This window comes from Rhodoferax sp., assembly GCF_028714215.1.
In the GTDB taxonomy this organism is placed as follows: domain Bacteria; phylum Pseudomonadota; class Gammaproteobacteria; order Burkholderiales; family Burkholderiaceae_C; genus Rhodoferax.
The window spans coordinates 74,858-94,726 of sequence record NZ_JAQTMS010000007.1; the positions used below are offsets into that span (position 1 = coordinate 74,858).

The following is a 19,869-nucleotide window of genomic DNA, read 5'->3' on the forward strand; positions in this document are numbered from 1 at the left end:
TTGTCTCAGAGGGTTGAAAGCCCGAGGGCCGCCAAGGCACCGCGCCCCTGCCGAAGCACCACCGGCTCTTCGCCGCTCAGGTCCACCACGGTGGTCGGTTCCCGGGCACAGGCACCGGCGTCGATGACGGCGGCAATCTGGTTCTTGTAGCGCTCCAGAATGATTTGCGCGTCGTTCAGCGGCTCGGTTTCGCCCGGCGCGATCAAAGTGGTCGCCAGCAAAGGCCCGTGGTGCAGCGCCAGCAGCGCCTGCAACACCTTGTGCTCCGGGACCCGCATGCCGATGGTGCGCCGGGCCGGGTGGCTGACGCGCCGCGGCACTTCCTTGCTGGCCTCCAGAATGAAGGTGTAGGGGCCTGGCGTGGCAGACTTGATGAGCCGGTACTGCCGGTTGTCGACCCGCGCGTAGTTGGCCAGTTCGCTCAGGTCGCGGCACAACAAGGACAACTGGTGTTTGTCGTCGATGCCGCGGATGCGGCGCAACTTGTCGACCGCCGCCTTGTCGTCCAGATGGCACACCAGGGCGTAACTGGAGTCGGTCGGTACCGCCAGGATATCGCCTTTTTCCAGCAAGGCGACGGCTTGCTTGAGCAGGCGCGTTTGCGGGTTGTCGGGGTGAACTTCAAAGAACTGGGCCATGGCCGTATTGTCGGCGAATCCCGGGGCGCTCAGCGGTCGGCCGGGTCGGTCCCGGCGCGCAGCGGCTTGGCCACTTGATGCGCCGGCAGCAGGGCGTTGCCAACGCCGCTGGCCGCAATCACGGCAATGCCCAGCCAGGCCAGTGCGTCCGGCACATGGCTGAAGAACAGCCAGCCCGACAGCGTGGCAAAAGCGATCTGGGTGTAGAGGTAAGGCGTCAGCACCGGCGCCGAGGCCCGCATGAAGGCGCGGATCAGCATCAGGTGGCCAAAAGTCCCCAGGAAGCCGATCAGCACAAACCAGGGCCAATGCGCCAGCAAGGCGGTCCAGCTCCAGCTGAACAGCACGATCGGGCTCATCGCCAGCATGCCCACCAGACCGGTGTAGAAGTGGGTGGTATAGGGGTTTTCTTCAGCGCTCAAGCGGCTGGTGAGAACCTGAAACCAGGCATAAGTGGTGACCAGCAAGACCGGAAACAGCAGGGCCCAACTGAACACCTGGCCGCCCGGACGCACCACCAGCAGGACGCCGCCCAGCCCGGTCGCCATCAGCAGCCAGCGTTGTTGCGAGACGTGATTTTTCAGGACCCAGGCGGCCAGCCCCGTGGCCACCAGCGGCGACAGCATCACCATGGCGGTGAACTCGCCCACCGGCAGGTATTGCAGACCGAAAAACGAGCAGGCGCTGGTGATCAGCAGCAACACCCCGCGCAAGGTCTGAAAGCGTGGATTGGCGGTTTTAAGCAGACCGAGTTTTTGCACCGGAAAGCGCAGGACAAAAGTCAGCACCGCCTGAAACGCATAGCGAAACCACAACAGCATCAGTACCGGTGCCAGCGCCACGGCGTATTTGGTGGCGGTGTCGAGCGCGGCAAAAGCCAGCGTGGCCAGCACAATGAGCAAAATGCCGCCGCCTTGGCGGCTACGCCAGAAGGACATCGGAACTCAGTGCCCGATGGCGGCCAGTGCCGCCGGGATCGGGTGGGGCCGGTTCTGGATCCGGTCCGCCAGCAGTTCCCACACCGGCGTCAATTGCGCCGGCAGGGGGGGCAGCGTGCCAAGCTCGGTGTGGCTCTCGTCGGGGCTGTGAAAGTCGCTGCCGCGGGAGGCCGCCAGGCCGAATTCGCGGGCCGTGTCGGCGTAGCTGAGGTACTCGGCGGCGCTGTGACTGCCAGTCACCACTTCGACGCCTTCTCCGCCGTGGCTTTTGAATTCGGTGAACAGGGCAAATTCCTCGTTGGCGCTGAACTTGTAGCGCGCCGGGTGCGCCAGCACCGCCACGCCGCCGGCACCTTTGATCCAGCTCAGCGCATCCTTCAGGCTGGCCCAGCGGTGTTCCACAAAGCCGGGTTTGCCTTCGGTCAGGTACTTGCGGAACACCTCATTGGTGTCGCGACAGACGCCGCGTTCCACCAGAAAACGGGCAAAGTGGGTGCGCGAGATCAAATCGTGGTTGCCGGCATACTTCAAAGCGCCTTCATAGGCGCCCTGGATGCCGACCTTGGCCAGTTGCGCCGACATGGCCATGGCGCGCTGCCCGCGGCCGCCCCGGGTCTGCACCAGTCCGCGCCGCAACACCGGGTCTTGCGGATCGAAACCCAGGCCCACGATGTGCACCGTCTGGTGAATGAAGGTGACCGAAATCTCGACGCCGCTGAGGTATTGCAGCCCGACCTCCTGGGCTGCCGCCAGGGCGCGCTGCTGGCCGCCTATTTCATCATGGTCGGTCAGAGCCCACAGCTCGACGCCATGGGCCTTGGCGCGTGCCGCCAGCGCTTCGGGAGTCAGGGTGCCATCGGAGATGGTGGAGTGGCAATGGAGATCGGCATTGAGGGGGGTCACAAGTCCATTTTAGGCTTTTGCGTTTTTCTGTTGACTGCGACGGGTCTTTATCGAACTACAACTCGGCCGCCTCAATCAAGAATCGGACCCGGCGCATCCCGTTCCAGGCATCGGCATCGAGCCGGAACGCCAGTTTGACGCGCGCCGGCAGCGGCTCGGTATGGCCAAACCAGATGCCGTCCACCGGCTGGCCCTGGTGCTTGAGTTTGAGCGCCAGGTGCTTCTCGCCGACCAGGCGCTGCGACACCACTTCCAACTCCTCGCTGAAGGTCGGTGGCGCAAAGCCCTGGCCCCATACCTCCTTGTGCAGCACGTCCACCAGTTCGACCCGGCGGTACTCGGTTTTCAGGGGGCCATCGGTGGCCAGGCGGCGCATCAGCGTGGCGGCGTCCAGCCACTCCTGCGCCACCCCACTCAGGCCCTGCGCAAAAGTGGTGAAATCCTCACTCGCAATGGTGCAGCCGGCGGCCATCGCGTGGCCACCAAAACGCAGCAACACGCCGGGATGGCGCTTGGCCACCAGGTCCAGCGCGTCGCGCAGGTGAAAGCCGGCGATCGAGCGCCCCGAGCCCTTGAGTTCGTGTTCGTGACCCGGTGCGCCGCTGCGGGCAAAGACGAAGGCCGGGCGGTGCAGCTTGTCCTTGATGCGCGACGCCACGATGCCCACCACGCCTTCATGAAAATCGGGATCGAAGACGCAGATCGCCGACGGCGGCTCCGCTTCCTCCTGAAACAAGGACTCGGCAATGGCCAGGGCCTGCTCCCGCATGCCGCCTTCGATCTCGCGCCGGTCGCGGTTGATGCCGTCCAGTGTTTGCGCCAGTTCGGCGGCGCGCGCCGCATCGTCGGTGAGCAGGCATTCGATGCCCAGCGTCATGTCCGACAGGCGCCCGGCGGCGTTGATGCGCGGCCCCAGCGCAAAGCCGAAGTCGAAGGTGGTGGCGGCCTTGGCTTGCCGCCCGGCCGCAACAAAGAGCGCCGCCAGTCCGACGGGCATGGCCAACTCGCGCACTCTCTTCAAACCTTGCGCGACCAGTCGGCGGTTGTTGGCATCGAGCTTCACCACATCGGCCACGGTGCCCAGTGCGACCAGTGGCAGCAGCGCATCCAGTTTGGGTTGTGTGGCTGCATCGAATTGGCCGCGCCGCCGCAGCTCCGCGCGCAGTGCCAGCAGCACGTAAAACATGACGCCGACACCGGCGATGGACTTGCTCTCGAAATTGCACAGCGGCTGGTTCGGGTTGACGATGACGTCGGCATCCGGCAGTCGGACCACGCCGTCCACGCTGGCGGGCAGGTGGTGATCCGTCACCAGCACCTGCAAGCCCAGGGCGCGCGCCGTCGCCACGCCGTCAAAGCTGGCGATGCCGTTGTCGACCGTGATCAGCAGATCGGCGCCGCTGTCCTTGACGCGCTGCGAGATCGGTGGTGTCAGGCCGTAGCCATCGACCACGCGGTCCGGCACGATGTAGCTCAGGTGTTTAGCGCCCAGCAGACGCAGGCCGCGCAGGCCCACGGCGCAGGCGGTGGCGCCGTCGCAGTCGTAGTCGGCGACGATGCAGATTTTTTTGTCCAGGCCAATGGCGTCGGCCAGCAGAGCGGCAGCGGCGCGGTTGCCCAGCAAGGTGTCGGGTGGGAGCAGCCGGGCCAGGCCGGCGTCAAGTTCCTCGGCGCTGTTGACGCCGCGTGCCGCATAGAGCTGGGCCAGCAGCGGGTGGACGCCGGCCTGTTCCAGCGCCCAGGCGCTGCGCGGCGGAATGTCGCGGGTGATCAGCTTCATAGTTGTTCCAGCACGGTGGCTGCCGGCGGGTTGCCGAACAGCTGCTTCAGTCGTGTCAGCCGGCTCGTTTGCGTTGGCCCAAAAGTCTGCGCGTGGCGCTCGCCGCAAAGTGTCAACTGCACGCTGTCCCCTTGCGCCAGCGCCTTCAGCAGCGTGGCGCATTCGGTGGCGTCCAGTGCCGTCCAGGCTTGCGCCCAGGCCGCCCAGTCTTCGTTCAGGGCGGCCTCGCGCAAGCTGTTCACCACCTGCGGCGCCGGGTCGGCGGCGGCTGGCTGGGGCGGCTGTGGCAGGGCTCCGGTGCCGCTCAGCCAGAACGAGTTGACGGGCACCGCGCCACGGGCCGCGCGGGCATCGTTGACCGGGTGGTTGTAGAGCAGCATCTGCATTTCGCTTTGCAGACGCAGCAGCTTGGCGGCGTTGCTGGTCGGGGGCAGCCAGCCGGCCACCTGGCGCCCGGCCACGCGGTCCAGCGATGCGCTGGCCAGCCCGTCGAATAGCTCGCCGTGGGCCAGCCAGGTGCTGGCTTGCTGGTAGTGCAGGCTGATGCCGTCTTCTTCAAAGTAGGGTTGCATGGCGGCCAGCAGCGCCTGCGACTCCGGCTCGGGAAAGTCCGGCAGGATGGAGCCGCTCATGACCACGTGCTTGCTGCCGACTTGCCAGTGGCACGGCGTGATGAAGCCCCAGGCGCCGCCGGCGCTCCGGCTTTGCCTGGCATCCAATGCTGCCCAGGCAATCATGCCGTCGGCCACCGGCAGGCCCAGGGCTCGGGCCAGCGCACGCTCATGCGGTGGCGACAGGCTGAACAGATCGCCCTGGTCCAGCGGCCCGGGTGCCAGGCGCGCCAGCAGTTTTTCAAGCTGTGGCAGCTTGAGGCTGCGCAGGGCCGTGGCGCAGCCCTCGGAACTGCAAAAAGCAAACGGAATCAGGAGGTGCATGGGCTGATTGTGCGGGATGCCACAATGGCGCCTGTTTCCAACCCTTGCGTTCATGCAAATTCCTTACGAACTTATTCTTGGCTGGCGCTACACGCGGGCCGGTCGGGCGACCCGGCGCAATGGCTTCATCTCGTTTATTTCGGGCGTTTCCATGCTGGGTATCGCGCTGGGCGTGGCGGCACTGATCATTGTTCTGTCGGTGATGAATGGTTTTCAGAAAGAGGTGCGCGACCGCATGCTGGGCGTGGTCTCGCACATCGAGATTTTCGCGCCCAGCGGCGCCGCCTTGCCGGATCTGGCGCGCACACTGGCCGAAGTGCGGGCCAATCCCGAGGTGCTGGGTGCCGCGCCTTTCATCGCCTCCCAGGCCTTGTTGGCAAGAGGCGAGGACATGAAGGGCACCATGGTCCGGGGCATTGACCCGGCGCTGGAGCCCAGCGTGACCGACCTCGCCGTGGAGTTGAAAAACTCCGCCCTGATGCGCCTGGTTCCGGGTGAGTTCGGCGTTGTGCTGGGTGGCGAACTGGCGCGCTCTTTGGGCGTGCGCCGGGGCGACAAGGTCACGCTGGTGTCACCCAGCGGGCAGGTCACGCCGGCCGGTGTGGTGCCGCGCCTGAAACAAATGACGGTGGTGGGAACTTTCGATTCGGGCCACTACGAGTACGACTCGGCGCTGGTGCTGATGCACATGGACGATGCGGCGAAGATTTTCCGCCTGGAAGGCCCGACCGGCGTGCGGGTCAAACTGAAAGACCTGCACCAGGCGCGTGAGGTCGGCGCGCAGCTGGCACGCAGCCTGAGCGGCGACCTGGTGGTGCGCGACTGGACGCGCCAGAACCGTACCTGGTTTGCCGCGGTGCAGGTGGAAAAACGCATGATGTTCATCATCCTGACGCTGATCGTGGCGGTGGCGGCCTTCAACCTGGTGTCTACGCTGGTGATGACGGTGACCGACAAGCGCGCCGACATCGCTATTCTGCGCACCCTGGGGGCCAGCCCGCACTCCATCATGGGCGTTTTTGTGGTGCAGGGCGCCATGGTGGGCGTTATCGGCACCTTCGCCGGTCTGGCGCTGGGCCTGGGGGTGGCGTTCAACATCGACGTCATCGTGCCGGCGCTGGAGCAATTGTTCCACGCCAGCTTTTTGCCTAAAGACATTTACCTGATCAGCCGCATGCCCAGCGAGCCGCAGCAGGCCGATATCGTGCCGATTGCCGTCATCTCGCTGGTGCTGGCGTTTCTGGCCACGCTGTACCCCAGCTGGCGCGCCAGTCAGGTGAACCCGGCGGAGGCGCTGCGCTATGAGTGACATGACCCCCACGCTTGTCGCTGCGCGTACTTCGCTGCCCCCCGAGGGGGCGCACTTCGCCTTGGGGCGGCCCGGCGGCGAAGCCGTTGTTCTAAGCGCCCGCGCGCTGACCAAGCGTTTTACCGAAGGCCGTCTCGATGTCACGGTGCTGCAAGGCGTGGACTTGGACGTGCGCGCCGGCGAGACGCTGGCCATTGTCGGTGCCTCGGGGTCCGGCAAAAGCACCTTGTTGCATCTGCTGGGTGGCTTGGACGCACCGACCAGCGGCGTGGTGCAACTCAACGGGCAAGACCTGGCCGGGCAGAGCGCCGCCGCGCAGGGCCGCTTGCGCAACCAGTACCTCGGTTTTGTTTACCAGTTCCATCACCTGCTGCCCGAATTCAGCGCGCTGGACAACGTTGCCATGCCCTTGTGGATTCGGCGCCAGGCGCGCCACGACGCGGCGCAAACCGCGGCACAGATGCTGGCCAGCGTCGGGCTGCAGGATCGCTTGCAGCATCGCCCGGCCGAACTCTCCGGCGGCGAGCGCCAGCGCGTGGCCATCGCCCGCGCCCTGGTGACGCGGCCGGCTTGCGTGCTGGCCGACGAACCCACCGGCAACCTGGACCGCGGCAGCGCCAACGGCGTCTTCGAGTTGATGCTGGAACTGGCGCGCACGCAAGGCACCGCCTTCATCGTCGTCACCCATGACGAGACTTTGGCGGCCCGTTGCGGCCGGCAATTGCGGCTGGTGCAAGGCAAATTGTCGGCGCCGGCAAGCATTGTCATTAGAAAATAACAGGCTTCTGATTGGGCTGATTGCAAGCAAAACCTGTTTCATGCTAACCTCATTTCAGTTCCGGGTGGGGCTGATCCGCATCGGCGCAATTGACCCAGCCTGAACTGGAATTTGCCGGGAGGCATAGGAGGAGGCTATGAGTTCAAAAAAGTCAGCCACCATCCTCGTTGTCGATGACGAGGAGCGCAACGTCAAGTTGCTGGAGACCCTGCTGAAGGCAGAGGGCTACCGCACCGTTACCGCTGGCAACGGGCGCGCCGCCCTGGCGCTGGCAACCGCCAATCCTCCCGATCTGATCCTGCTCGACATCATGATGCCCGACATGGACGGCTTCGAGACCGCGTCCCAGCTCAAGGCCGATCCGCGCACCCGGGCGGTGCCCATCATTGCGGTGACCTCGCTCGATGACCGCCAGTCCAAGCTGCGCACGCTGGAAGCTGGCGCGGAGGAATTCCTGACCAAGCCGATCGATCGGGCCGACCTCCAGGTTCGCGTGCGCAACCTTCTGCGGCTCAAGGAATATGGCGATTTCCTCGCCCACCACAACCGCATTCTCGAAGAACAGGTCCGGCAACGCACGGACCAACTCAACGACGCTTATCGGGAAACCATCTTCTCGCTGGTGCGCGCGGCGGAGCACAAGGACGAGGACACCGGCCGTCATGTGCAACGCATCAGCCATTACTGCAGTGAACTGGCCCATGCCCTGGAGATGCCAGCCGAATTCCACGACGTCATCTTCCTGGCCAGCACCATGCACGATGTCGGAAAGATCGGTATTCCAGACCACATATTGCTCAAGCCGGGCCCACTCACCGAGCAGGAGTGGCGCGTCATGCGAACGCACAGCGCCCTGGGCGCCAAGATTCTTTCCAATAGCAGTTCGCCCTACATTCAAATGGGCTGCGACATCGCGCTCAATCACCATGAACGCTGGGACGGCAGTGGTTACCCCAATGGCATCAGGGGCGAGGCAATTCCGCTCGCGGCGCGCATCATGCAGATCGCGGATGTCTACGACGCGCTGCGCAGCCGGCGTCCTTACAAGCCCGCGTTCGACCACACGCGCGCGGTCGACATCATCAGCCAGGGCGACGGACGGGTACAGCCGGGACACTTTGACCCGCAAGTGCTGACCTGCTTTGTGCAGCGGGCGGACCGGTTTGCCGTCATTTACGACCGGCTGCTCGATACATGAGCTGGCCCGAGCCCCCGCGCGGCCGGCTCTGCTGGCGATTTTCTGACCACCAGGAAGAGGCATGATGGACAGCAGCTCGCTCTTCCTGTCCACTTATGGCCCCGGGCGCGGCGCCCGTCGCGCAGCGCTGACCGTCTTCCTGGCCTCGCTGGCCGTGTTCCTCGCCGCGGCGCCGTTTGCAAAAGTCCCGCTGCCGCAGATGCCGGCCTTTCTGCCGATCTATCAATCCGCTCTTGTGGTCTGCGAGGCGATCACGGCGGTGCTGCTGTTCGGCCAGTATGGCATCCTGCGCTCCAGGGCGCTGCCGGTACTGGCTTGCGGCTACCTGTTCAGTGCGGCGATGGCCGTGGCCCACGCCCTGAGTTTTCCCGGTCTCTTCGCGCCCGCCGGCCTGCTCGGCGCCGGGACGCAGTCCACCGCGTGGATCTACTTCCTCTGGCACGGCGGATTTCCCCTGTTCGTCATCGGCTATGCGCTGCTCAAGGACGACCTTGGCGCGCCCGCCGTACCCAACGACCACCTGCTGCTGGCCGTGCTGCCTTATGTGATTGCGGTGCTTGCCGTGGCCGGCGGATTGACGCTTCTGGCCACCACCGAAGACGCCTTGCCCGTGATCATGGCGGGCAACCTGGATGCCCCGGCGAAGGTTGTCGTTGCCGCGGTGGTATGGATGTTCAGCGTCGTCGCCCTGGCTGTCCTGTGGTGGCGGCGACCCCACTCGGTGCTCGATCTTTGGCTGATGGTGGTGATGTGCGTCTGGATCTTCGATAGCGCGCTGGCCGCCGTTCTGAACCATGGCCGTTACGATCTCGGCTGGTACGCGGGTCGCATTTACGGCCTGCTGGCGGCCAGCTTCGTGCTGATGGTGTTGCTGCTGGAAAACGGCAAGCTCTACGCCCGACTGGCCCGCTCCCATGACCGGGAGCGCAGCAAGACCAACGACCTGCGGCGACTCACGGCCCAGCTTGAATCGGTCAACGAGCAACTGGCCGAAAAGAATCAGAAGCTGGAGGAGGTGAGTCGGCTGAAGTCCGAATTTCTGGCCAACATGTCGCATGAACTGCGCACCCCGCTGAACGCCATCATCGGCTTTTCCGAGGTGCTCAAGGATGGGCTGGTGGGCGAGCTCACGGCACAGCAGCAGGAGTTTGTCCGGGACATCTTCACCAGCGGCCAGCACCTGCTGTCCCTGATCAACGACATTCTCGATCTGTCCAAGATTGAGGCTGGCAAGATGACGCTGGACCTGGACCCGCTGGACCTGGATGGCATGCTGGCAAACAGCCTCGCTATCGTCAAGGAAAAGGCCGCGAACCAATCCATCGCGCTGCAACTCGATGTCGCCGGGCCACTGGGCACGCTGCTGCTGGACATGCGCAAGACCAAGCAGATTGTTTTCAATCTGTTGTCCAACGGCGTGAAGTTCGCCGCCAAGAACGGCCGGGTGATTCTGCGGGCGCGCAAGGTGGAACGCTCCGCCATCGAAACCTGGGCATCAGAGCAGCCGACCAGTCTGCGCCTGCCCCTGCCACCCAGCGCCTTCACGGAGTTCCTGGAAATCGCGGTGCTGGACACCGGGCTGGGCATCGCCGCCGAGGATTTGCCACGCCTTTTTCAGTCTTTTTCGCAGCTCGATTCTTCGCTGTCGCGCGTCACGGAAGGCACCGGACTGGGGCTGGCACTGGTCCAGAAACTGACCCACCTGCACGGCGGTACCGTTGCCTTGGCCAGCACACCGGGACAGGGCTCCAGCTTCACCGTCTGGCTGCCGTGGCGCAAGGTAGACGCGGTGACCGGCGGCGCGGATGAAACGGTGCCGCTGCCAGCACCGCCCGGCCCCAGCCGGCAACTGGCGCTGGTGATCGAAGACAACGAACGCGCCGCTGAGCTGATCCGTCTGCAACTGGAGCCCGAAGGCTTCGAGATCGTGCGCGCCGCCAGCGCGAAGCAGGGGCTCGAATTACTGATGCAGCGGGAACCGGCGGTCATCCTGCTGGACGTCGTGTTGCCTGACATGGACGGCTGGGATCTGCTGGCGCGGCTCAAGCAGCCGGGCTCGGCCGCGCTCCATATTCCGGTCGTCATCGTCTCGATCATCGCGGACCCGCGCAAGGGGTTCTTTCTGGGCGCCAGTGCCGTGCTGCAGAAGCCCGTGGCGCGTGATGAACTGATCAATTCTCTGCAGCGTCTCGGGCTGGCAAAGACCAGCCGTGCCCTCAAGGTATTGGTGGTCGACGACGATCCGAAGGCGGTGGAGCTGCTGTCAGCCTACCTGGCCGAACCGGGTTACACGGTGTTGCAGGCCTATGGTGGCAAGGAGGGTATTGCCATGGCGCGGCGCGAACGGCCCGATCTGCTGGTACTCGACCTGTTGATGCCGGAGGTCAACGGTTTCGATGTCGTCGAGGCCCTCAAGAGCAGTCCGGAAACGGCCGCTATCCCCGTCGTCGTGGTGACCGCCAAGACCCTCATGGAGGAAGACCACGCGGCCTTGAACGGCTCTGTCGCGGCCATCCTGGAGAAGGCCAGTTTCAACCACGCGCACTTCATCAACGAAGTTCAGCGCGTGCTGAAAACCAGTCACGGGGCGCGCCCATGACGGCGCGGGTGCTGGTGGTGGAAGACACTCCCGCCAACCTGAAACTGGTGAATATGTTGCTCGACAGGGCGGGCTACCAGGTGCTGCTGGCGGTCAATGCCCTTGACGGCATGGTGCTGGCCCGCGAACACCTGCCGAATCTGATCCTGATGGACATTCAGTTGCCCGGCATGGATGGTCTCACGGCGACCCGCCTGCTGAAGGAATCGGTAGCGACACGCCACATCAAGATCGTCGCGCTCACGGCTTTTGCCATGAAGGGCGATGAGGAAAGGGTGATCGCTGCCGGCTGCGACGGTTACATCGCCAAGCCGATCCAGTATCAGAGCTTTCTCGCCGAGGTGGAACGCATATTGGCGTCCGTGCCGGCGCCAACAGCGTCTTCGAGTTGATGCTGGAACTGGCGTGCACCCAAGGCACCGCGTTCATCGTCATCACCCATGACGAAACGCTGGCGGCGCGCTGTGGGCGGCAGTTGCGGCTGGTGCGGGGGAAATTGCCGGCGTTGGATTGAGGCGCTGCGGCGTTCGGTCATTGAACATCCCGTATTGCCGTCGAGTGCCAAAAGTCGGGGGTGATTACCGCCATTGAATGAATGGCGTTAGCACTATCGGTTCATCAGCAATAGCGGTGGGCGTTGGCAGTAACAATCTTCGTTAGCATTCAGTCGTGAATAGTGATGTTGAAATCAAACTCAAGCGACGCCTGATAGCAATGGTGCTGTCGTCCCATGAGCTGATGGCAGCACTAAGAGCAGTACGCGACCTTGAGCTGGTTTCCTGGTGTATCGGAGCTGGTGCGGTGCGTTCCATGGTGTGGGACAGACTGCATGGATATGCAGTTCCCACTTCCCTGGACGACATCGATGTTGTCTATTTCGAAGATTCAGTCGGACCGGAGCGCGATGCTGAACTAGAGAGACGCCTTCGCCTTGCCATGCCCAATTTGGTATGGGAGGTCACCAACCAAGCGACTGTTCACTGCTGGTTTCAAGAGCAGTTTTCGCAGGAAGTCGCGCCGCTGAAATCCCTTGAAGAGGGTGTCGCAACTTGGCCTGAATACGCTACCTGCGTTGGCGTTACGCTTAACCATGATGACTCGGTCGGTATTACTGCTCCGCATGGACTTGGAGACTTATTTGGATTGCTCGTGCGTCACAACCCGGTCCGTGCTGGCAAAGATATTTATTGGCAGCGTGTCGTCACAAAGCGATTCCGTGAGCGGTGGCCGCTGGTTTCCATCATTCCGGTGTAGACGCCCCACCTTAAAACACCCGGCCAAATGAATCTCCCCTCTTTCGCCCGGCGAGGCGAGAGAGGGGCAGGGGGTATGAGGAAAATGGAAGAGAAGACGAGGAAAAGTTTTACCTCCCAGCCTTGTTCCGCGACGCAGCCGTGGCGGCGCCAGGCAACAGCGTCAGTCCCCCTGCGAAGTGACCAGAATCAACCCTCATAGGGGCAGGGAAACTGGCCACGGCAACACGGGTTGAAGCATAGAATGGGCAGCGTGAGAGCCGGGTGTACTTGGCCATCGAGACTGATGGCCCTCTGCAGTTGAAAACAATATGCACAACCTCGATTTCCGCACGCTGAGTTTTCTCGCCATGGTCAGCAGCTTGCTGCCGGCGGCGGGCCTGCAACTGGTCAAGAAGCGGACCGGCGCCAAGGCCCCCGGCCTGCCAGAGTGGATCTCGGGCCTGAGCGCCGCCGGCGCCGCTTACGCCCTGCTGGCCCTGCGCGGCACGGTTCCCGATCTGCTCTCCGGCGTTGCCGCGGACACGCTGCTGATCGTGGGCGGGGCCTGGTTGTACCTGGGCAATGGGAGTTTCCGGGGGCGCCGGGATGAGTTCCCCTGGTACTGGGTGGTGGTGGTCGCCGCTGCCGTGCTGCTGGGCTATTTCAGTTACGGGGCACCCAGCCCGTCGGCGCGCAGCGTTACTTTGTCGGTGGCGCTGGCGGCAGTCTTGCTTCCCAGCGCCGTCGTGCTGCTGCGTGCGGGAGACGGTGGCGACCGGCTGCTGCGCGGCTTCGTTGCCGCGGCTTTTTTGGCCGGCGCGCTGTTCATGGGCGCGTGCGCCGTCATCACGCTTTTTCTGCCCTTGCCGGGGCAGGATTCGATGCAGATGGCGAGCACGGTCCAGACGCTGTCCCTGGTCTTCGGAATCGGCCTGAACATGGTCCTTGGCGTCGCTTTGCCGCTGCTGGTGTCCGGAAGAATGCAGCACCAAATGGAAATCCTGGAGCGCGCCGTCAATAGCTCCAACGACGCCATCTTCGTGCACGACCACACGCTGCGTTTCATCTACGTCAACGAAACCGCCTGCCGCTCCCTTGGCTATGGCCGGGAGGAACTGCTGACCATGTACCCGCCCGACATCGACCCCGGTGTGACGCACCAGATAGCCGAGGAAATGAAGCAGGCGATGTTGAACAAGCGCGCCGTCCACAAGTTCGAAACCCGGCATCGCAGCAAGGATGGGCGGGTGTTCCCGGTGGAACTCAGCGGTTCCATGTTCGAATACGAGGGCGATATCTTTGGCGTTTCGATTGTCCGTGACATCACCGAACGCAATGCCACCGAGGCGCAATTGCGCAAGCTCTCGCTGGCGGTGGAACAAAGCCCGGAGAGCATCGTCATCACCGACGTCGACGCCAGGATTGAATATGTGAACGAGGCCTTTGTCCAGAACACGGGTTATTGCCGTGAAGAAACCATCGGCCAGAACTCGCGCTTCCTGCACTCGGGCAAGACCCCGCCGGAAACCTATGCCTCGCTGTGGGATGCGCTGACCCATCAGAAACCCTGGCAGGGCGAGTTCCATAACCGGCGCAAGGACGGCAGCGAGTACATCGAATTGGCCAGCGTGATGCCGATCCGTCAGCCCGATGGCGTCATCAGCCACTACCTGGCGGTCAAGGAGGACATCACCGAGAAGAAGCGGCTGGGGCAGGAATTGAACCGCCACCAGCATCACCTTGAGGAACTGGTGGTCAGCCGCACAACGCAGTTGGCCGAGGCACGGGAACGCGCCGATACCGCCAACCTCGCCAAGAGTGCCTTCCTGGCCAACATGAGCCACGAGATCCGCACGCCCATGAACGCCATCATCGGGCTCACCCATCTGCTGCGTCGCTCCGACCCGACCCCGACACAGGTCGAGCGACTGGCCCAGATCGATAGCGCCGCAAATCACCTGCTGTCAGTCATCAACGACATCCTGGATCTCTCCAAGATCGATTCCGGACGACTTGAACTGGAGCAGTCGGACTTTCATCTGGCTAGCGTGCTGGACCATGTGCACTCCCTGGTCGCCGATCATGCCAAGGCCAAGGGGCTGGCGATCACGGTGGACCCCGATGCCGTGCCGGTCTGGCTGCGCGGTGACCCGACGCGCTTGCGCCAGGCCTTGCTGAACTACGCCAGCAACGCCATCAAATTCACCGAGGCGGGCTCCGTTGCCTTGCGGGCCTGCCTGGTGCAAGACACAGGCGATGAAATTCATGTGCGCTTCGAGGTTCAGGACACCGGCATTGGTATTCAAGCAGAGCAACTTGGCAAACTGTTCCAGGCGTTCGAGCAGGCCGATGTCTCGACCACGCGCCGCTATGGCGGTACCGGTTTGGGACTGGCCATCACACGGCGACTGGCCTTGCTGATGGGGGGCGACGCCGGCGTCGCCAGCGAACCCGGGCGCGGCAGCACGTTCTGGTTCACCGCCCGACTCGGGCGCGGCCACGGCGTCATGCCGTCCATCCCGGATGCGGGCTGCGGCAACGCCGAAGCCGACTTGCGTCAGCATCACGCCGGTGCCCGCCTGCTGCTGGCGGAGGACAACGCGGTCAACCGGGAAGTGGCGCTGGAACTGCTGCACGGGGTCGGCATGGCCGTGGATTGGGCCGGCAATGGCCGTGAGGCGCTGGACCAGGCGCGCGTCGCCGCCTACGACCTGATCCTGATGGATATGCAGATGCCCGAAATGGACGGCGTGACGGCTACCCGTGCCATTCGCGCCCTGCCGGGCTGTGCGACAACGCCCGTTGTGGCCATGACGGCCAACGCTTTTGACGAGGACCGGCGCAAGTGCGAGGCGGCCGGCATGAACGATTTCATCGCCAAGCCGGTCGATCCGAAAGCCCTCTTTGCCATCTTGCTGAAGTGGCTGCCGCCGGCGCAACCGCCGACCCGGCCAGCGATGACGCAGACGTCGGCAGACAGTCATCCGTTATCGCTGGATCGGCTGGCCGGCGTTGCCGGACTGGATTACCAGCTTGGGCTGCAAAGGTCCCTGGGCAACAGCCGAATCTATGCCAATGTGTTGGCCGTGTTCTGCGAGAGTCATGCGCCAGACGCAACACGCCTCGCCGCCAGTCTGGCGGCCCATGACCTGCTTGCCATCGGGCAGCTGGCGCACGCGCTGAAGGGCTCGGCCGGCATGGTTGGGGCCATGCGGGTATCGAAAATCGCCGACGCCATCCAGACGGCATGCAACCGGAACGAAGGGCTGGAAGCGGTGGCCGGCCGGTGCGCCGAGCTGATCAAGGAACTGCCCGCCCTGATCGACGGCATCCGCCAGGCCGGCGTGGTTGGAACGGCACCGCCCCTGGCCGGCGACAAGGTGCGCCAGGGCAAAGTGCTGGCGCGCCTGGAGAGTCTGCTTGAAGCAGGCGATATGGAAGCGGTTGACCTGGTGCGCGGCGAGGTGCCGCTGTTGCATGCCACGTTGGGCGAGGCGGGCGACAGGTTGCTGCGCTGTGTCAACGCTTACGATTACGAAGAGGCGTTGGTCCTGCTGCGTGCCGCGCTACCGGTTGTTCCTAAGTAGTCCCGGTAACTGCTTTACCACCCGCGCCTGAAGGCTGTCTTTGCGGCTCTTGAGCGGGTCGCGGTCGCGCTGCTGACCGAGCTTAATCATCAAATCCTTGGCGCTTTGTCTGGCGTGCAATCAGTAGTTGGTGTGCGTCCTGGAAATCAGGGGTGTCCAAACCTTCGGTGAACCAGCGGCAAATGGTAGACAGCAGGGTCGGGCGCTTTTTGCCCTGGCTGCGCAACAAGCCCGCCAGACTGGTGGCAGCGCGTAATTCCAGCGATTTCGCGCCCTGTTGCTGGCTGATGGCCAGCGCCTGGCGGAAACAGGACTCAGCCGCAAGCGCATCAGGCACAGGTATTCGCAGCAAGCATTCGCCCCGGAGCCTGAGGAATTCGCTTTCCTGAAAACGGTCTTCTTTGGCTTGCACCACCAACAGCGCCGTGGTGGTGCCCGACAGTGCCTCTTCCCACTGTCCCAAACGCATCTGGGCATCAATCAGCGGTGCCAGGAAGAAGGCCTCGATGCCACTCATTGCGGCGCGAACGGTGTCAACCCCCATCTGCAACTGGGCAACACCTTGTGCCTCGCCCTGCATGACCATGGTCCAGCCCTGGAAGGCCAGGCCTGACAGCCGCCACAGCGGAAACCCATGTTGATGGGCCTGCGCCAAGGTGCTCTCTGCCAATTCACGGGTGCTGTCGATTTGTCTCAGCCAGCGGGTGAGCACCATGACATGGGCACTGGCGTAACACTGGCTGTACGGGTGCTGGGTTTCACGCGCCAAGGCCAGCGTTTTTTCACCGATGGCCCGTGCCTGATCCGGGAAACCCTGAAGCCACAACACCCAGGCCAATTGGGAACCGGTAGAGACACAGATGTTTTCGCCCAGCTCGCGCACCATGATGTCGTGATGCGCCGCCTGGTACAGGGCCATGCCTTGCTCCTGGTGCTGCCGGGCTTGGCTGAGCTGCCCGGTCCAGAGCAGGCTGTTGCCCATGGCGTAGTGGGCTTTTTGAAGGTGCAGCGGGTCAAGGTCCCGCTGCGCCAGTTGCAGCATTTGGTTCGCCAGTTCGAGCGAGTGGACATGCCCGACGCGCGAACTTGAGCCCAGCCACAAACCCCATGTGGCCTTGAACAAGCCGTTGCGGTCGCCCAAGCCTTGCGCCAGTTGTGCGGCCCGGGTGTACTGGGCTGCCACTTCTTCCGAGCCATACCCCCGGGTGGCGATCAGGGTCGAACCCAGGCTGGTGCACAGCGCAAATTCCAGTCGGTCGCGCTCGGTCGAAGGGGGCAGTGTCAGCAACAGTTGCAGGCCGGTGTTGAAGTGCTCCATGGCCTCGGCATTGGCTGAACTCAAAGCGGCGCGTTGCCCGGCTTTGAGCCAGTAGTCGAACGCCTGGCGTGTTTCGCCGCCGGATGACAAATGCCGCGCCAACAATTCAGGCTGGGTGGCCACCACATCGGGAAAATGGCTCAGCAAGGCCTGTGCAATGCGCTGGTGCGCGGCAAGACGGGCCGGTTTGGTTTGCGATTGGTAGGCCGCCTCCTGAATCAGGGCGTGCCTGAATTGGCAGCAGGTGCGGTCGATTCTGGAGATCAAGCCGGCCTCTTGCAAGGCACTCAGCCCGTGGGTCAACTCAGGTGAGTTCGCCGGGAAAATTTTGCGCAGCACATCCAGATCAAACTCCCGCCCCAGTGTGGCGGCGAGTTGCGCGGTGGCCTTGGCCTGGCCCAGGCTGTCCATGCGTGCGGCCAGCAAATCGTGCAAGGTGGCGGGAATACTGGCTTGGCTGTGGGTGCAGGCCAATTTGCTCATTTCCTCGACAAACAGCGGTACGCCGTCTGCTCGTTCCACAATGCGTTCGATGGTGTCGGCTGGCATGTCGGTTCGCAGCGAGGCGATCATGCGCATCACCTCCTTCGCCGCCAACGGTGCCAGCACCAGGGTGCGCTCCAGTGATTGCGGCCAGGGGGGATCAAAGTCAGGCCGTGCGGTCAATATCGCCAGAATCGCATGACGGCCTTTTCGCTCAACGAACAGGGTCAACAGTTCCAGCGTGGACGGGTCGATCCAATGCAGGTCTTCCACAACGAACAGCACGGGTTGCCGCGTCGCCAGTGCATCGAAAAGCTCAAGCAAAATGAGCTGGGTCTGCTCCTTGTGCTTTTGCGGGGAGGCCTCGGGCAAGGTGTGGCGCCCGTCCTGCGGCAGCGAAAGCAGCGCCGTGAGCAAGGGCACTGCGGTGGGTGCCGAGGCCGGAAAGCGGGCTTCAAAATACGCCACCAGTTTGCCCGTGCGCACGGTGGGGGAATCTTCGTGCGCAAAGCCAATCACAGCTTCGAGCAAGGTCATCAGCGGATGAAACGGCGATTGGCTGAATTCCGGGAAACAACGCAGCTCACGAACAGCATGCGGCTGGTCTGCCAGGCGCTCTTTCAAGGTGTGCAGCAAGCGCGACTTGCCGATACCCGCATCGCCCTGAAGCAGCACCACATGGCGCGTGCCTTGGGTTGACTCTTGCCACAAGCCCAGGAGTTCGTCGATCTCGGCCTTTCGCCCGGCAAAGGGGGTGAGCTGTGTGGCGGCATCGAGCCGGGTGCGCGCACCACTTTCACGCACCACCTTGAACAGCTCCAGCGCCTGCCCGAATCCGGCCATGGGCTGTGCGCCCAGGCTGATGCAATCGAAATACCCGGCCACCACATCATGGGTGTTCTGGCTGATGGTCACCTTTTTCTGCCTGCTGGTGTGGCGCAGCGCCATCGCCATGCGCGTGGTCCGGCCCGAGGTGTCCGGCATGGCCGCATCACTGCCGGTGATGATCAAACCGGTGTGAACGGCGGCGCGAATGTCAACACCGGGAACGGCTTCTTGCGTCACGGCCAAAGCGGCCAGCACGGCGCGGTGGGCCGCGTCCTCGTGCGCTTTCGGGTAGCCAAAATAGGCCAGCAGGCTGCCACCATGCGTCTGCACCACGTGGCCTGACAAGCGGGCAATGATCGCCACGCAACGCGCCTGGGGGGCGTGCAGCAAGGCCATGGCCTCATCGGGGTCGTCGAACACGTCGTGCACCAATTCGCAGTACATCACGGTAACCTGGCACCGCTGCGCCGGCAATGGCAGCGGGGCTTGCGCATGCGGTGCAGGCAGCGCACCGGCCGATTTGCGTTGTGCGGTTCCTTGGCGAATACGCTCAGCGAGTTGCAGGGTCTCCTCACTGGGCAATACCCCCAGCTCCTTTTTCAGCTGGCGGCAACAAGCGTCAAACTGGCCGAGAGCCGCCATGATTTGCCCATTGAACGCATGCAGAAGCATGACCCGTCGGCAGGCATCTTCATTCAGAGGCTCCAATTCGCAGTACCGCAAGGAATATTCCAGTGCCTTCGTGTGCTTGCCCATCGATTCATATTGGTTGGAGAGTCGCTCCAGCAAGGCGAGTGCCCGCAGGCGCAGGCTTTCGCGCTGCATTTGCAGCCAATGCTCAAAATCCGGGCTGTCGGGTAAAGACATACCTGCCAGGAACTCACCCCGGTACAGGCTCAGGATGGATTCGTCATGGCGCAGAGCCTGGGCGTTGTTTTCGGAGGCTGTGGGTCGCTGACCCGTGAAGCTGCGCACATCGATATCCACCTTTGCAACAAAGCGGATACTGTCCTTGCTGGCAAAAAACAGCACCTCGCCCGAGGGTAATTCCAACACCCGGCGCAAATCCGCCAACGTCCTGCGCAAATTGCCGCGTGCCGTGGTGGCGCTGTTGTTACCCCACAGCAGATTGGCCAACACTTCCCGTTTGTGCTCCCGCTGCCATTCCACCGCCAGATAGGCCAGCAGGGCGCGCATCTTGAGATAAGACAAGCCAGTGACGGGACATCCGCTCAATTGAGCATCAAAACCGCCCAATAGCCGCAATTGAAGACCTTGGCAGGCGCTAGGAGGTGTAGTCATGAACGATTGGCGAACGCTGGAATGGTGTGTATTGAATC

At 63.4% G+C, this 19,869-nt stretch carries 14 protein-coding genes; 8 read left to right on the forward strand and 6 right to left on the reverse strand.

Annotation, left to right across the window (positions count from 1 at the left end):
* Positions 1–5: 5 nt before the first annotated feature.
* Genes PHS32_RS05155 through PHS32_RS05175 form a run of 5 tightly spaced genes read right to left on the reverse strand, consistent with a single transcriptional unit; the run spans position 6 to position 5,194 of the window.
* The gene (locus tag PHS32_RS05155; protein ID WP_301077795.1) at positions 6–638 is read right to left on the reverse strand and encodes an L-threonylcarbamoyladenylate synthase; all 633 of its coding nucleotides are present in this window, start codon (positions 636–638) and stop codon (positions 6–8) included.
* A gap of 29 nt (positions 639–667) precedes the next feature.
* Positions 668–1,576 (reverse strand): DMT family transporter, encoded by a 909-nt coding sequence (locus PHS32_RS05160; RefSeq protein ID WP_301077796.1) that lies wholly within the window; start codon positions 1,574–1,576, stop codon positions 668–670.
* A gap of 6 nt (positions 1,577–1,582) precedes the next feature.
* Positions 1,583–2,479 (reverse strand): 3',5'-nucleoside bisphosphate phosphatase, encoded by an 897-nt coding sequence (locus PHS32_RS05165; protein WP_301077797.1) that lies wholly within the window; start codon positions 2,477–2,479, stop codon positions 1,583–1,585.
* Positions 2,480–2,534: 55 nt separating this feature from the next.
* Positions 2,535–4,259 (reverse strand): single-stranded-DNA-specific exonuclease RecJ, encoded by a 1,725-nt coding sequence (gene recJ / locus PHS32_RS05170; RefSeq protein ID WP_301077798.1) that lies wholly within the window; start codon positions 4,257–4,259, stop codon positions 2,535–2,537.
* The gene (locus PHS32_RS05175) at positions 4,256–5,194 is read right to left on the reverse strand and encodes a phosphoglycerate mutase (protein WP_301077799.1); all 939 of its coding nucleotides are present in this window, start codon (positions 5,192–5,194) and stop codon (positions 4,256–4,258) included. The genes recJ and PHS32_RS05175 overlap by 4 nt, the downstream gene beginning before the upstream one ends.
* Before the next feature lie 52 nt (positions 5,195–5,246).
* Between PHS32_RS05175 and PHS32_RS05180 the strand changes: the two genes are divergently transcribed.
* The 8 genes from PHS32_RS05180 to PHS32_RS05215 all read left to right on the forward strand — a co-directional run bounded on the left by PHS32_RS05180 (position 5,247) and on the right by PHS32_RS05215 (position 15,900).
* Entirely contained in the window at positions 5,247–6,503 is a 1,257-nt protein-coding gene (locus PHS32_RS05180; RefSeq protein WP_301077800.1) for a lipoprotein-releasing ABC transporter permease subunit, read from the forward strand.
* The gene (lolD, locus tag PHS32_RS05185) at positions 6,496–7,281 is read left to right on the forward strand and encodes a lipoprotein-releasing ABC transporter ATP-binding protein LolD (protein ID WP_301077801.1); all 786 of its coding nucleotides are present in this window, start codon (positions 6,496–6,498) and stop codon (positions 7,279–7,281) included. The genes PHS32_RS05180 and lolD overlap by 8 nt, the downstream gene beginning before the upstream one ends.
* A 136-nt stretch (positions 7,282–7,417) precedes the next feature.
* Positions 7,418–8,479: a two-component system response regulator gene (locus tag PHS32_RS05190; protein WP_301077802.1), complete on the forward strand. Its 1,062-nt coding sequence runs from the start codon at positions 7,418–7,420 to the stop codon at positions 8,477–8,479.
* Positions 8,480–8,540: 61 nt separating this feature from the next.
* Entirely contained in the window at positions 8,541–11,078 is a 2,538-nt protein-coding gene (locus PHS32_RS05195; protein ID WP_301077803.1) for a response regulator, read from the forward strand.
* Complete coding sequence (locus PHS32_RS05200; protein WP_301077804.1) at positions 11,075–11,470, forward strand: response regulator; 396 nt, start codon at positions 11,075–11,077, stop codon at positions 11,468–11,470. The genes PHS32_RS05195 and PHS32_RS05200 overlap by 4 nt, the downstream gene beginning before the upstream one ends.
* On the forward strand, positions 11,470–11,592 hold the full coding sequence (locus PHS32_RS05205; protein WP_366143461.1) for a hypothetical protein: 123 nt from the start codon (positions 11,470–11,472) through the stop codon (positions 11,590–11,592). The genes PHS32_RS05200 and PHS32_RS05205 overlap by 1 nt, the downstream gene beginning before the upstream one ends.
* Positions 11,593–11,747: 155 nt before the next feature.
* The gene (locus PHS32_RS05210; protein ID WP_366143462.1) at positions 11,748–12,332 is read left to right on the forward strand and encodes a nucleotidyltransferase family protein; all 585 of its coding nucleotides are present in this window, start codon (positions 11,748–11,750) and stop codon (positions 12,330–12,332) included.
* Positions 12,333–12,642: 310 nt separating this feature from the next.
* The gene (locus PHS32_RS05215) at positions 12,643–15,900 is read left to right on the forward strand and encodes a PAS domain S-box protein (protein WP_301077805.1); all 3,258 of its coding nucleotides are present in this window, start codon (positions 12,643–12,645) and stop codon (positions 15,898–15,900) included.
* Between the two features lie 82 nt (positions 15,901–15,982).
* On the opposite strand, the gene PHS32_RS05220 is transcribed toward PHS32_RS05215, so the two are convergent.
* Positions 15,983–19,741 carry an AAA family ATPase gene (locus tag PHS32_RS05220; protein ID WP_301077806.1) on the reverse strand — a complete coding sequence of 1,253 codons (3,759 nt, stop codon included), beginning with the start codon at positions 19,739–19,741 and terminating at the stop codon, positions 15,983–15,985.
* Positions 19,742–19,869 lie beyond the last annotated feature (128 nt).